Consider the following 14279-nt stretch of genomic DNA (forward strand, 5'->3'; position numbering starts at 1 on the left):
ATTCACAGCGTCGTGAATTACTTCTGGTCTGGCAGGGCGTAGGCAATCACATAATCGCCCAGCTTAGTACCAAACGAACCGTGACCGCCTGCTGCGATGACAACGTACTGCTTGCCATTCACTTCATAGGTCATTGGGGTCGCCTGGCCGCCTGCTGGCAGACGTGCCTGCCATAACAGCTCGCCAGTATCGGTGCTGAACGCACGCAGGTAGTTATCTGCTGTCGCACCAATGAAGAACACCTTACCGGCAGTGGTGATAGGACCACCCAGCATCGGCATACCCATTTTGAACGGCAACGGAACCGGTGCGCTATCGCGAACGGTACCGATACGCTGTTTCCACACCACGTCGTTGGTCTTCAGATCCACCGCGGAGATGTAACCCCAGGCAGGCTGTTTACATGGCAGACCAAACGGTGACAGGAACGGATTCAGCTCGACGCCATACGGCACGCCATACTGTGGCTGAATACCGGTTTCCGTACCTGAACCACCCTCAGCGCCTTTCGGCGGCTCAATCGGGTTGCCCGGGCCACGTGGAACCAGCTTCGAGACAAACGGCAGCGCCATTGGGTTAGCAATCGCAATCTGACGATGTGGATCGACAGCAATACCGCCCCATTCGAACATACCGAGGTTACCCGGGAACACCAGTGTACCCTGCTCAGAAGGCGGGGTGAACGGACCTTCATAGCGCAGGCGCTTGAAGATCACGCGGCACACCAGCTGGTCAAACATCGTTGCGCCCCACATATCCTTGTCCGTCAGGTTCTGCTTCGGACGGAAGGTCAGCTCAGAGTAGGGCTGAGTAGCGGCAACGTGATCGCCTTTGGCAGCACCCTGTGGTACTGGCGTTTCTGGCGCAGGTACCACTGGCTTGCCGGTGCGGCGATCCAGGACAAAGATGTTGCCGGTTTTCGCTGGCGCATAAACCACCGGTACGGTGTTGCCATCTTTATCGGTGATGTCAGCCAGCGTTGGCTGCGACGGCAGATCCATATCCCACAGGTCGTGATGCACGGTCTGATAAGACCAGACCAGCTTACCGGTGGTGGCGTTCAGAGCCAGCACGCTGCTCGCATAACGCTCCTGCTCTGGTGTGCGGTTACCGCCCCAGATATCCGGTGTGGTCACACCCATTGGCAGATAAACGGTATCCAGTTTCGGATCGTACACTGCCGGTGCCCATGAGTTCGGTGAATTCATGGTAAAGGTGTGTTCATCAGCCGGAATGGCATTCGGGTCTTTCGCGCCTGGATCAAACACCCACAGCAGTTTGCCGGTATTCACATCAAAACCACGAATCACGCCTGACGGCTCGCGGGTTGAGAAGTTATCGGTAACCGCACCCGCCATGACGATGGTGGTGTTAGTAATGATCGGTGGCGAGGTCGGCTCATACATACCCGCAGTCGTGACAGGCTGTTTGTGCTGCAGATCCAGCTCGCCGTTGACGCCAAATGACGGGCAGCGTTCGCCGGTCTCTGCGTCCAGGGCAAACAGGCGACCATCGTTTACAGGCAGATAGATACGACGTGAGCAAAGCGCAGGCTGCGTGTTTGCCGCATCGGCGGCTGCCGGCACTTCGTGATAAGAAACACCACGACAGGTCACATGCTGGAAGGTTGGGTTAACCTTCATGCCCGGATCAAATTTCCACTTCTGCTTACCGGTGGCCGCATCCAGAGCAAACAGGATCTGGTGTGGCGAACAGAGGTAAAGCGTGTCGCGGATTTTAATCGGGGTAACTTCGTCGGTGATTTCACCCGGATCGTTAGGGGTTTTCATGTCGCCCGTCTGGAACTGCCAGGCAACCTGCAACTCTTTCACGTTCTGGTGATTGATCTGCTTCAGCGGCGAGAAACGGGTTCCCTGCTGATCGCGCGCATAAGCGGGCCAGTCAGCATCCGGGATGTTGCTCAGCGGCGCAGCCTGCGGGGCGTTGTCAGCGGTTTCTGGCACTGAACCGTTTATCACCTGCGGGTCGTTAAACACCGCATAGGCCAGCACGATAGCACTGGCAACCAGCGCCACAGCCATCGTACCCAGCGCGGCTTTACTGCCTGCGTTAACACTGCGATAAACAAACGGCAGGATCAGCCAGACACCAAAGATCACCAGCACATCGGTGCGCGGTGCCAGTGCCCAGAAGTCCGTACCCACTTCCCATACACCCCAGATCAGGGTGGCGATTAGCAGCAGCGCATAGAGAACCAGCGCGGTGCTTTTACGACGGGAAAGCAGATAAGCGGTGATAAGCATCACCACACCGCCGAAAACGTAATACCAGGAACCACCAATGGCGGCTAACCAGCCACCGCCAATCAGCATAAACGCGCCCGTCAGCGCTGCGAACAGCACTGTCAGAAAACGAATTACGCCAAATGATGAGGAGTTTTTCCCCATAATATCGACCTCGTTTCGTTACCATAAAACACACGAAAACAACCAGATAGGTTGCTTCCAGTTATCAAGTACAAATGATTAAGGGTGTTCTTGAGTATCTCTTCCGCTAAGACAGACGATCCCTTTGTGTTAAATGTTATAGCAAAATCAGATCGAGGTTTGATTTTTTTAGCTTAAAGCGCTTAACAAATGCAGTAATGCGACATTTTATGAGGGATTAAAGGACGTTAAGCGCACCGCCGTGTGCCCTTAACGCCGGAAGGCAGGATTTGTGAATCAGCAGCTAATAAGATCGCCGTCCGAGCGTTGCTGTTGCCAGCCGCTGATATTTATCTCAGCAAACTGCTCAGCCGTTAAAGTCGGCGTATGACTTCGCACGATGACCTCTGCTCCTTTTTCACGAAATGTCGCCATAAAAAAGGGAAAGGTAAATTTTTCATAATTGTCATTAAAGAACGCTTCGTTTAAAACAATTCCTGAAAAAGGAAAGGATTCCAGCAGTCGCCAGTCTGCTCCCGGCGGCGCAAAATCATAAAGCCAGAAATCAAATTTCTTAGTTAATTCAAGCAGTGGCGCATAATGTGCCACTAAACTGGAATAATTGATTCCAATCCGGATACGCCCATTCTGTAAATGTGAATAAGCGTCCGGTACAGCAATCATTCCCCGTAATCGCATATCATCGATCGGAATAATCATTAATGCTGCTTCAGTGGCAATTTGATTGTGTAATGAAATAATGTTGTTTGTATTAAGTGTATTTCTGCTTTCCTGGTTTTGCTGAAGATAAGGCACGCTATAGCAAATGCCAGAGACATTACGCTTAACGTGATGGATAGGTTCAGTAACATAGGGGTTATATAAACTGTTTTTCATTATCTCTATGAAATGCAATAAAAAAGGATTTGTTGATAATTAATCATATAAAAAGTCGCATTTTTTTAAACGCGTGAATAAATATAGATCATCTGCTTAATCCAAATCATCCTTTTGTTGCCTGAGAAAGTAAATAAACCCATTAGCAAAGAGATGATAATTCCTTTGGCGTCTGATGATGTGCTGGAATATATTCAATAGTCGGGACCAATAGGCTGGTAATAGTCAGGAGAGGTCGGACGTGCCTGTGCCAGACGGGTATGCCTTTTGTTGGGCAGAGAGACAGGGCTGGAGCCGCAGCCATTCAGGTCTCATCCGGTCTGTTAATTTAGCATCATCAATCACCACACCAATAATACCGTGCAACGATGCGGGCTTCCTCACCTGATTTGGGATAAGACATGGGATTTATGGCATCAACAGCGGAAGAGTCGCTGTGGCGACATCGGACATTTGTCGCATTCTGGCTGGCGCGCACCTGCTCATCATTTGGTTTTCAGATGTTCTCGGTAGCGATCAGCTGGCAGATCTATGCGCTGACCAACAGCGCAATGGCGTTAGGGATGATTGGCCTGATGCAGTTTCTGCCGTCGGTATTGCTGGCGCTACCTGCAGGTCATCTTGCGGATCAATATGACCGGCGGCGCATTGTGCTGCTGGGGCAACTGGTGGAATTTGCTGCACTGGTGGCATTAGTGGTGCTTACCTTATTCCATACCGCCGATAAGATCGCGCTGTGGGGGCTGGTGTTTATGATTGCGGTGGCGAAGGCGCTGGAGTGGCCCGCGATGTCCTCAATGTTGCCGTCGCTGGTGCCGCCCTCGATTCTGGCACGCGCGATGGCGATGAACTCGGTAGGGGGCCAGGCGGCGGTGATTATCGGGCCGACGATAGGCGGCTTGCTGTATGTTGCCGGGCCGCATGTTGTGTATGGCGTTTCCGGGCTGTTTTATCTGATTTCGCTGACGCTGGTGAGTCTGCTGCGTTATGAGCGTCCGGTGCAGACCCGTCTGCCGATGAATATGAAGAATCTGTTTGCCGGGATTCACTTTATCCGCGAGCGCAAAGATGTCCTTGGAGTGATTTCGCTCGATCTGTTTGCGGTGCTGCTTGGTGGCGCAACGGCGCTGCTGCCGATTTTTGCCAAAGATATTCTGCATACCGGGCCGTGGGGGTTAGGGATGCTGCGCGGTGCGCCCTCGGTAGGCGCATTACTGGTGGGCATCTGGCTGAGCCGTCACAAGCTGGACAAGCATGTCGGGATGATTATGTTTGGCTCGGTGGCGGGATTTGGCGTGGCCACGCTGGTATTCGCGCTGTCCACGCAGCTGTGGCTGTCGCTGATTGCTCTCTGTGCGCTGGGCGGCTTTGATATGGTAAGTATGGTGATTCGGGGTGCGCTGGTGCAGCTGGATACGCCGGATGCCATGCGCGGACGGGTGAATGCGGTTAACGCAATTTTTATCAATACGTCAAATCAGCTGGGCGAGTTTGAGTCGGGATTGCTGGCAGCCTGGATGGGGGCGGCACCCGCGGCAGCGATTGGCGGCATCGGTACACTGATTGTGGTGGCGTTGTGGATGAAGCTGTTTCCGCATCTTCGGCGGCGTCAGAAGCTGGAGAATGAGGTGGATCCGGTTTAGAGCTGGTTAGAGGTATGCAGCGGTCATGGGCCACTGAGCAGGCTCAGGGAGTATACGCCTTTCGCAAAGACGCAAAAGACGCCATCCCTGGCAGGCTCAGCGCGGCCCATCCCTGGCCCGCGATGCTTTGCTGCAGGCGTATGCTCCCATCGCTTTAAGTGCGTAAGTTGCCTTGGGCTGAGGAGTGGTTTGTTAGGGCTGGTTGTGGAGAGCAGGTCTGGATCGGATGCAGGCCTATGTCCCAATCGCTTTAAGAATGTAAGTTGCCTCAGGCTGAGGAGAAGGGAAAAGACGTTGGTTGAGAGTTGGGCAGAGTTATTAAGGTGGCGCTCAACATCAATAATGTCACTGGCCCGAAGGCCAGTACAGGAAGTTACCAGTCATACTGCCATTCAAAACCCGGAGTCAGAGGGGGAGTCTGACCCGCAGGCTGGGACCATCAGGCCCCGGTTTTTCCCAGGTTGGCGTCAAATGTTAGCCAGCTTTCACGCATGTCCACTACGCTGCGGGTTTTGCGCGCCTCATCGATTTTTATGGCGGTGAGGCCCGCTTCCAGCGCGTCCACAACTGAAACTTTCAGCGGTGTTCCCTGTTTAATATGTTTAACGATCTCTTCTGCCATCAGGGCATCTGCACCGTAGTGACCATCATAAGCATTGCCGCTGTAAGCGGTGTCGACCTCTTTCTCACCGCTGCGCGCGTTGTGTACGCGGAAGTAGTTTCGTACGAAGTCGCCTTCCGCCATGCCGTCGGTGCCCATGACGCAGAAACGGCGGAACTCATCCGGCACGTTCAGGTTGGCGTGGAAGGCGAGCGTCGCGCCGCCTTCGTACTCAATCAGTGCAGTCTGGTAGTCAACAATATCGGCATCGCTGTCGAAGACCGCATCGGTGCTCGACCAGCCGCTGGGTTTTTCGTGATAGAGCGCTGATTCAGCGGTGATCGCCCCCTGCGGGGCATGCGCCGGGGTAAAAGATTTGCGGCCACCAAAGCTGGCGACGCGGATCGGACGCTCCTGCAACAGGCCCTGATAGAGGTCGATGTCGTGGCAGCACTTCTCCAGAATGTAAGGGCCGGCATACTTCTCCAGACGTCGCCAGTCGCGCTGGAAGAACGCGCCGTGGTAAGGCTTGATATGTTCCGTCGCCTCAATCGAGGTGATTTCACCTAATTGCCCGGCATCGCGTGCCGCCAGCAGATCGTGATAAAGCGGGGAGTAGCGCAGCACCAGGCCGACCAGAATGCGTGCCTCGCCATACTGGCGCACCAGCTTCGCCATCTCCATGGTCTGCTCTTCATTGATCACTACCGGCTTTTCGGTAAAGACCGTGTAGCCCGCCGCCAGCGCCTGACCTACATGCTCCAGATGCAGGAAGTTGGGGGAGCCAACCAGCACCACATCCATGCCGCCGTGTTCCAGCAGCGCGTCGATGGATGCAAAGGCCTGGCCGGGCGCGATACCAAAGCTGTGCAGATTAGGCAGTCCGGCCGGGGCCGGGTCGTAATAACCCACTACCGAGAAGGCGTCATCGGCTTTGCTGAACTCTTTGATCACGTGGGACAGACGAAAGCCGAGACCAATAATGCCTACTTTCATGTTAAACCCCTGCTCCTGAAATCGGATAATGCATAGCCCGCCTGCGATCGGGCGCGCCTGTTGATAATCTGACCACCAACTTATTACGACGGAAAAACTAATGTCAATAACACGCTGCGCGTTTTGCGGCGCATTTTTTGTTATCTCAATGTAAAATAAACAAAAAGTGTCGATATATTTTTGCCATATTTATTTGTTATTGCGATTTAAGTTTTTTTATCCTATCGTTCGCTCATTATGGCTATAACCCAAAATCGGGAAGGAAGCGCGTGCAACCACACTATCTTCTTGGCATTGATGGCGGCGGTACACAGTGTCGCGCGCGGTTAACCGACCTGCAGGGCCGCGTGCTGGCGGAAGCCACCGGCGGGCCTGCCAACGTCTGGTCAGACTATGACGCGGCGCTGACCTGCGTCGGACAGCTGATTGACCGGGTATTGTCACTGGCGGGATTAGCGCCGGAGGCGCTGGCGCAGACCGCGCTGGTGGCCGGATTAGCGGGTGCCAATGTCGCTTCGGTGCAGGCGCGGCTCGCCAGCTGGCAGCCTGCCTGCGCGGCGTTACAGGTGGTCAGTGATGTGGAAATCGCCTGTGCGGGCGCGCATGCTGGCGCTCCTGGCGCCGTCTTTATCATCGGCACCGGCAGTCAGGGCGCGGCCTGGGATGGCGAACGCTTTACGCTGCTTGGCGGCTGGGGCTTTGCCCTGTCCGATCAGGGATCGGGCGCGGAGTTGGGCCGCCGTGCGCTGCGTCTGGCGCTGCTGGCCCATGAGTTCATTATTACGCCGACCGCCTTTTCCCGGCAGCTGATGGCACAGTTCGGTGACAGCCCGGAAACGATGCTGCTCTGGACGCGCTCAGCGACGCCTGCCGACTGGGCGCGCGTGGTGCCACAGATTTTCGCATCCGCCGATGCGGGCGACAGCCACGCACAGGATCTGCTGCATCAGACCGCCGCCGATATCGGCCTGATGGTGCGCCGTCTGATTGCGCTGAGCAGCGGACGGGTGGCGCTGATGGGTGGCCTGGCCACGCCAATTCAGCGCTGGCTGGACGACGATATCCAGGCCCGGCTCGTGACGCCACAGGGCGATGCCCTGAGCGGGGCGCTGATACTGGCGCAGCAGCTGACCTCTGTCCGATTACCGATCTGAAACTGGCTGAGCCTTCTCAGCCAGATAACCCGAGGAATTTATGACCGCTCCCAACGTAACCGCGCGTATTCTGCGGTTGATTGTTGAAAATGCGCCGATCAGCCAGTCAGACCTGAAAGTCCGCAGCGGACTGAGCATGTCGACCGTGTCGCAGGCCACTAATCGGCTGCTGGCGCAGGAGATTGTGCAGGAGCTGGGGCTGCGTCGCGTGTCGATGGGGCGACCAAAAACCCTGCTGGGCCTCAATCCCGATCGCGCCAGCGTGATTGGCATTCAGCTCAATGCGGAACGTAACCTGATCGTCATGACCGATCTCAGCGGCAATCTGCTGGGCGAACAGCAGATGCCGAAAGGTACGCTGACACCACGTCAGCTTGGCGATGCGCTGGCGAAGTTCCTGCGCGGCGTGGAGGAGAAGCGGGTTGGGGCGATAGGCCTGGCGCTGTCGGGCCTGGTCGATGCCGAAAATGGCTACTGCATCCGTTCCAAAGTGCTCGACTGGGATAACGTCCCGATTGCATGCCTGCTGGAAGAACGCTTCTCGCTGCCAGTGTTTATCGAGAACGACGCCAACGCCATGGCAATGGCGGCGCTGGTGTTTGGTCAGCTCGGCAACGCCCAGTCGGCGGTGATCGCGACCTACGGCAAAGGGATCGGGGCGGGCATCATCCTGAATCGTCAGCTCTACCGCGGTCGTCACGGCAAGGCAGGCGAGATCGGCAACGGGCTGGTGGGTGACGGCTCGCTGCGTCTGCTGGAGGATGTCGCCTCATCGCGCGCCATTCTGCAGCGGTTGGCTGAGCAGGAACCGGTAGAAGGCCTCACGTTGCAGGCGCTGGATCAGCGACCCACGCCTGAGGTTCTGGCGGTACTGCAGGAAGCCGGGCGCGAGCTGGGAATTTCGCTGGCGAACCTGTCGGTGGCCTACGACCCGGATGTGGTTTATCTGGCGATGGAGCCGCATATGGCGTCACGTATTCTGCTCGATCACATCACCCAGAGCTTCCAGGCTTACCGGCTTAAACTGACACCGCACATGACGCCGCTGCAGTTCCTGACGGAATCGAACCGGATGTGGGCGCTGGGCGCAGCGGGTTTTGCCGTCAACCGGCTGCTGGATCTGCTGGCGGCGCAGGCCGACGAAGAGCCGGTCACCTGATTGAGCTCTCAAATAAAAAACGGGCGCTTCGGCGCCCGTTTTTTATTTCCGCGTTTGCCTTAGCGCAGGCGCATTCCCTGCTCATCAAACAGCAGGCAGTGTGCGGCAGAAAAGCCCAGTTCAACCTGCGTACCCAGATCGCGCGTAGTTGCCTCGCGCTCTTCCACCACCAGCATCTGCTCGCGCCCGATATCCAGGTAGAGATAGTTGGTGTGGCCCAGCATCTCGCCATAGGCCAGCTCGCCATGAAAGCGCTGTGCCTCCGGTGTCTGCGCGGCAGGCTGGAAGTGCTCAGGACGAATGCCCAGCGTCACGGTTTGCCCCTCGCGGCAGTCGGCGGCAATCTTCAGCACCAGCCCCTCAATCTTTAGTTCCGGCACCCGCAATTGCACTTCACCTTCGCCGGTGGCGCTGATCTCCGCCCGCAGAAAATTCATCTTTGGCGAGCCGATAAAGCCAGCGACAAACAGATTATCCGGATCGTGATAGAGCGTCAGCGGCGCGCCGACCTGCTCAATGCGGCCCTGACGCAGCACCACAATGCGGTCAGCCAGCGTCATCGCCTCCAGCTGATCGTGGGTCACATAAATCATCGTGTTACCGAGCGAGGCGTGTAGCCGGGCGATCTCAATCCGCATCTGCAGGCGCAGCTCGGCATCAAGGTTAGAGAGCGGTTCATCGAACAGGAAGATACGCGGATGACGGATAATCGCCCGGCCAATCGCCACGCGCTGCCGTTGTCCGCCCGAGAGCGCGCGCGGCAGGCGATCGAGCAGTTCGGTGAGATGCAGACGGGCTGCCGTCTGAGTGATCGCCTCGTTGATCTCCGCTTTGGACTTTTTCATCACCTCCAGCGGATAGGCCAGATTGCCGCGCACCGTCATGTTGGGGTAGAGCGCATAGGACTGAAACACCATCGCGATGCCGCGCTCGGTGGCGGGCTGCTGCGTCATGTCCTGCTCCTCAATCAGCAGCTGTCCGCTGCTGATCTCCTCCAGCCCGGCGATCATCCGCAGCAGCGTCGATTTGCCACAGCCGGATGGCCCGACAAACACCACAAATTCGCCGCTGTTGATCGTCAGATCGATGCCATGGATGACATTCACGTGTTCATACGACTTCTTCACATTCTGCAAGCGCAGGCTGGTCATCGGCTACCTCACTCAGAGTAACTGGCCCATGTAGATGGCATTGCTGCGCAGGATCGGGGTAAAACCCATGCGCGCATAGAAGGCACAGACCTGCTCGTTCTGCAGGCTTACGCCAAGATGGACACCGCTCACACCGGCAGCGCGCAGCGCCGCCAGTTCATGCTCAATCATCCGGCGACCCCAGCCGCCTTTCTGAGCCGCCGGCAGCAGGTTGATATGCAGATGCGCGGGCCATTGCGTCACCAGGGTGTCAGCGGCCTGGTCGGGATGGCGGATCGCATCGAGTACTTTGCTGTCGAGCGGGGCGCTTGCACGGCGATCGCGATATTTTTCCTGCAGCTGTGGCCACCATTCGGCCTCAAGCTGTGCTTCGAACGCGCGGGTATCCGGTGTTGCCACCACATATCCCTGCACCTCATTGTCCCGCTCCAGCACAAAAGCAAAGTCTGGCGCGAAGCGCGCATAGGGGACGGCAAAACGCTGGCCGGGATAGTCAGGATCGGAGTAGAGCGCGCGGGCATCGCCGCCTGCATCGGCTGTTTCCAGGCAGATGCGGTAGAGCGCCGGGTAGTCCGCCGGCGTGGCCGGACGAATGACACCTTGATTCGCCATGGTGAATTCTCGTGAGTGAGGGAACCGGTCAGGGATTGAACAGATCCGCAGGTGAAAGTTACGTTAATGAAAGTGGACTTAGTTTTCAAGATAGAATAATTACCTTATCGCACTAACATGGGCGGTTCGGCAACGTTTAACGGCGTCAGGATGCACAACTGTGATCGCCAACACGCCCGGAACAGGGCGGCTGGCGGCAGATTCACGGCCGATCAAAGGAGAAAAGTGTGAGCGTGATAGGATTTTCATATGTTTTATCAGGACGTTATTTTGCGATTATCAGGCTGGTATCTCCTGCTGAAGAAAAAGCGGCTGGCGACGTGCCGCCACGGTTAATGACGTAAAAGCCAGCGTGGCGTGCTGAATTTCGCCTCATATCGTTGTTTATTTGCGCGTGCTCACAGCGTTGCAATTCCCAATGCAGGCTGTTTGACTTTATTTTTCCATTAAAGTAAGTATGAGTGAGTGCATTTGTGTGCGGCTGCAGCCTGCAGGATGTCAGGCGGTGAGATGAAAGGATGCCGATCCTGGTCTGAAGAAGGTGAGCATAATGTCTGTTTCCTCCGTTCGTTCGTTCCGAATTCGCAATGTGGGTCGGCTGCTGGCAGCGGGCCTGCTGGCGGGCAGCGTTTCTCATGCCGCTCACGCCGCCGTTACTCTGAATGAGTGGGATATCTACAATTACCCGGAGCAGACTGCTGCGGTGGATGAAGGGATTAAAGAATTCTCACAGCAGAATCCCGGCATCGTGATTAACCGCTCGGTTCACTCCTTTGAAGATACCCGTATTCCGCTGAAGCTGGCACTGACCGCCGGTGATGGCCCGCAGATCGCGCAGGTCAATCAGGGCGGCGGTGATATGGGTTCGCTGGTCAAAGATAAGCTGCTGCTGCCGCTCGACAGCTACGCCGCCAGCTATGGCTGGACGACCCGCTTCCCGGACTCGATTCTGAAACGTAACCGCTGGTCAGACAGTGGCGAGTTCGGCAGCGGCAAGCTTTACGGCGTCGCCAGCCTGGGCGAAATGGTCGGCCTCTATTACAACAAAGCGCTGCTGGATAAAGCGGGCATCGCGGTGCCAAAAACCCTGGCCGAACTGGAAAGTGCCATGGCGAAGCTGAAACAGCAGGGCACCGCACCGATGATGCTGGGCCTGCTGGATGGCAACATGGGCCAGCAGCTGCTCAGCACCCTGTGGCAGGCGCAGATTGAGAGCCACGACCGCAAGACGCTGGATAATCTGATTTACGATGTGGGCGGCACCTTCAAAGACAGCAAGCTGGTCAATGCTGCCACGATGATGAAGAGCTGGACCGACAAAGGGTACTTCTTCCCGGGTTTCCAGGGCATTGGTCACGACGATGCGGCGACACTGTTCCAGAACGGCCAGGCGGCGTTCCTGGTCAGCGGCACCTGGTATCTCGGCCAGTTTAAAGACAACAAGGATATTCACTTTGCTGCGATGCCTGCCGGTGACGGCGTGAAGCAGCCGCTGATGGTAGGCGGAACCGATCTGGCGTTCTCGATTACCAGCACCGCTAAAGGCAAAGATCAGCAGGATGGGGCGGCGAAGTTCATCAACTATATGGTCTCGGATGCCATGGCGAACCGCTGGCTGAAAGTGGGCTTCCTGCCGGCCAGCACCAACAAGGCGGCCAAAATGCCGGCGGATAATCCGCTGCTGGCAGAGGCGTATCAGGTCTGGCTGACGCTCAACGACTATGACGGTTTAGGTCACTATGTAGACTGGGCCACGCCGACCATGAATGCCGAGCTGAATCAGAATGTCCAGCTGCTGCTGGCGGGTCGTCAGACTGCCGATCAGATGGTGGTAAATTTTGATAACAACTATCAGCGTTACCTGAAAACTCTGAAGCATTAAGCCGGAGGCCCGGCGCACAGCCGGGCCTGAGCATCGTTCTGAACCACGAGTAGGGTTATGTTGAATTTAAGCAGCTGGCGTAATTTTCTCTATGTTCTGCCTGCGGTGCTGGTCTATGCGGTGTTTCTGCTGTTCCCGCTGCTGGCCTCGCTGGGCATCAGTTTTACCGAATGGGACGGCACCTCGCTGCCGGTGTTTAGCGGCATCAGCAACTATCTGCGGATGTTCAGCGATCCGGTGTTCTGGATTGCGCTGGGCAATAACGCCATCCTGATGCTGTTCTATACCCTGTTGCCGATTGGCGTCGGCCTGCTGCTCTGCAGCTTTCTCTATGATACGCGCAACAACAGCGAACGCAGCGTGCTGCGCATTCTCTTCTTCCTGCCCTACATTATGCCGATGGCGGTCCTGGGCGTGGTGTGGCGCTGGCTCTATAACCCGGCGTTTGGCCCAATCGACCAGATATTACGCGCGATCGGCCTGCCACAGCTGGCGCTCTCCTGGCTGGGTGATTTTACCTGGGCGCTGCCCGCTGTCGGTCTGGTCGCCACCTGGTACTTCTTTGGCTTCTGTCTGGTACTGTTTATGGCGGGCCTGCAGCGCATGGACCCTTCACTGCTGGAAGCCGCCGACCTGGATGGCTCATCGCGTCGCCAGAAATTTATGCGTATCACGCTGCCTGGCCTGCGGCCTGAGCTGCGGATTGCCCTGCTGCTGACGGTGATCGCCAGCCTGAAAGCCTTTGACCTGGTCTATGTGATGACCCAGGGCGGGCCGGGCACCTCCACCATGGTCACCAACATCTTTATGTATAAGCAGGGTTTTGACCTGCACTACTTTGGCTACGCCTCATCGGTGGCGGTGTTCAGTATGATCATTGTTTTAGGGATTAACTATCTGATCCATCTGGCTTTAAAGGAGCGTTACTGATGCGAAGCACGCCGGTGATTTCACGCGCGCTGATCTGGATCGTGGCGCTGATGACGATTCTGCCATTTCTGATGGCGCTGATGACCTCGTTTAAAACCCAGATGGAGCTGTTTCAGGGCGTCTTCACGCTGCCCGCCTCGCTGAATTTTAAAAACTATCTGACCGCATGGCAGCAGGGACACTTCAACGTCTACTTCCTCAACTCGGTGCTGGTGGTGATCCCGGTGGTGCTGTTCAGCGTGCTGCTCGGCATTCTGGCCGGGTTCGGTTTCGCCTGGCTGAAAATCCCCGGTAAAAAAGTCATTGGGGCGATGCTGGCGCTGGGGATGGTGCTGCCGAGTGAAGCCTTTATTATTCCGCTCTATCACGAGCTGCGCTGGATGGGGCTGACCAACACCTACCTGGCGCTGATCCTGCCGCAAATCGCCCTGTCGCTGCCCTTTACCACATTGATGATCGCCAGCGCGTTTCAGCAGGTGCCGAAAGAGCTGGTAGAAGCGGCGGTGATGGATGGCGCGTCACGCGTCAAAATTCTGTGGGGCATTCTGGTGCCCGCTATCTGGCCGACTCTGTCAACGCTGGGGCTGCTGCTGTTTATCTGGACCTGGAATGAGTTCCTGATCCCGCTGATTCTGGTTAACAAGGATGAGCTGCGCACGCTGCCGATTGGCATGATGTTTTTCCAGAACAAAAACACCATCGACATTCCGGTGCTGATGGCGGGCGCGATGATTGTGATTATGCCGCTGATCGTGGTGTTCCTGATTTTCCAGCGCAAGTTTATCAGCGGCGTCACCGAAGGGGCCGTTAAGTAATTTGTGATGTCCCGCACGAAACGGCGCACTGGCGGCCAGACAAAGGTTTGCC

At 56.4% G+C, this 14279-nt stretch carries 11 protein-coding genes; 6 read left to right on the forward strand and 5 right to left on the reverse strand.

The annotated features are described in order from the left end of the window. Positions 1 to 17 precede the first annotated feature (17 nt). Both BY447_RS12190 and BY447_RS12195 read right to left on the reverse strand, forming a co-directional pair. A complete protein-coding gene (locus tag BY447_RS12190) occupies positions 18 to 2408 on the reverse strand; it encodes a glucose/quinate/shikimate family membrane-bound PQQ-dependent dehydrogenase (RefSeq protein ID WP_110331213.1) in 2391 nt (796 codons plus the stop codon). A 276-nt stretch (positions 2409 to 2684) separates the two neighbouring features. Then, positions 2685 to 3284: a hypothetical protein gene (locus BY447_RS12195; protein ID WP_110331214.1), complete on the reverse strand. Its 600-nt coding sequence runs from the start codon at positions 3282 to 3284 to the stop codon at positions 2685 to 2687. A gap of 401 nt (positions 3285 to 3685) precedes the next feature. Between BY447_RS12195 and BY447_RS12200 the strand changes: the two genes are divergently transcribed. After that, positions 3686 to 4927, forward strand: coding sequence for an MFS transporter (locus BY447_RS12200; RefSeq protein ID WP_110331215.1), 1242 nt, complete (start codon positions 3686 to 3688; stop codon positions 4925 to 4927). 439 nt (positions 4928 to 5366) lie between these two features. Here the strand turns inward: BY447_RS12200 and BY447_RS12205 are convergent, their stop codons facing one another. Further along, positions 5367 to 6524 carry a Gfo/Idh/MocA family protein gene (locus BY447_RS12205; RefSeq protein ID WP_013359835.1) on the reverse strand — a complete coding sequence of 386 codons (1158 nt, stop codon included), beginning with the start codon at positions 6522 to 6524 and terminating at the stop codon, positions 5367 to 5369. A 269-nt stretch (positions 6525 to 6793) separates the two neighbouring features. Here BY447_RS12205 and BY447_RS12210 point away from each other — a divergent pair, with 269 nt between their 5' ends. After that, a complete protein-coding gene (locus tag BY447_RS12210; protein ID WP_110331216.1) occupies positions 6794 to 7678 on the forward strand; it encodes a BadF/BadG/BcrA/BcrD ATPase family protein in 885 nt (294 codons plus the stop codon). A 40-nt stretch (positions 7679 to 7718) separates the two neighbouring features. Further along, on the forward strand, positions 7719 to 8837 hold the full coding sequence (locus BY447_RS12215; RefSeq protein WP_110331217.1) for an ROK family transcriptional regulator: 1119 nt from the start codon (positions 7719 to 7721) through the stop codon (positions 8835 to 8837). A 59-nt stretch (positions 8838 to 8896) separates the two neighbouring features. Here BY447_RS12215 and BY447_RS12220 read toward each other — a convergent pair whose 3' ends face one another. Both BY447_RS12220 and BY447_RS12225 read right to left on the reverse strand, forming a co-directional pair. Continuing rightward, positions 8897 to 9988 (reverse strand): ABC transporter ATP-binding protein, encoded by a 1092-nt coding sequence (locus BY447_RS12220; RefSeq protein ID WP_107319253.1) that lies wholly within the window; start codon positions 9986 to 9988, stop codon positions 8897 to 8899. A gap of 12 nt (positions 9989 to 10000) precedes the next feature. Next, complete coding sequence (locus BY447_RS12225) at positions 10001 to 10600, reverse strand: GNAT family N-acetyltransferase (RefSeq protein ID WP_110331218.1); 600 nt, start codon at positions 10598 to 10600, stop codon at positions 10001 to 10003. 550 nt (positions 10601 to 11150) lie between these two features. Here BY447_RS12225 and BY447_RS12230 point away from each other — a divergent pair. Genes BY447_RS12230 through BY447_RS12240 form a run of 3 tightly spaced genes read left to right on the forward strand, consistent with a single transcriptional unit; the run spans position 11151 to position 14227 of the window. Continuing rightward, entirely contained in the window at positions 11151 to 12482 is a 1332-nt protein-coding gene (locus tag BY447_RS12230) for an extracellular solute-binding protein (protein WP_033781595.1), read from the forward strand. 57 nt (positions 12483 to 12539) lie between these two features. After that, on the forward strand, positions 12540 to 13412 hold the full coding sequence (locus BY447_RS12235; protein ID WP_013359841.1) for a carbohydrate ABC transporter permease: 873 nt from the start codon (positions 12540 to 12542) through the stop codon (positions 13410 to 13412). After that, positions 13412 to 14227 carry a carbohydrate ABC transporter permease gene (locus tag BY447_RS12240; RefSeq protein ID WP_010252038.1) on the forward strand — a complete coding sequence of 272 codons (816 nt, stop codon included), beginning with the start codon at positions 13412 to 13414 and terminating at the stop codon, positions 14225 to 14227. The genes BY447_RS12235 and BY447_RS12240 overlap by 1 nt, the downstream gene beginning before the upstream one ends. Positions 14228 to 14279 lie beyond the last annotated feature (52 nt).

Source organism: Pantoea sp. JKS000250, assembly GCF_003201065.1.
GTDB lineage: Bacteria > Pseudomonadota > Gammaproteobacteria > Enterobacterales > Enterobacteriaceae > Pantoea > Pantoea vagans.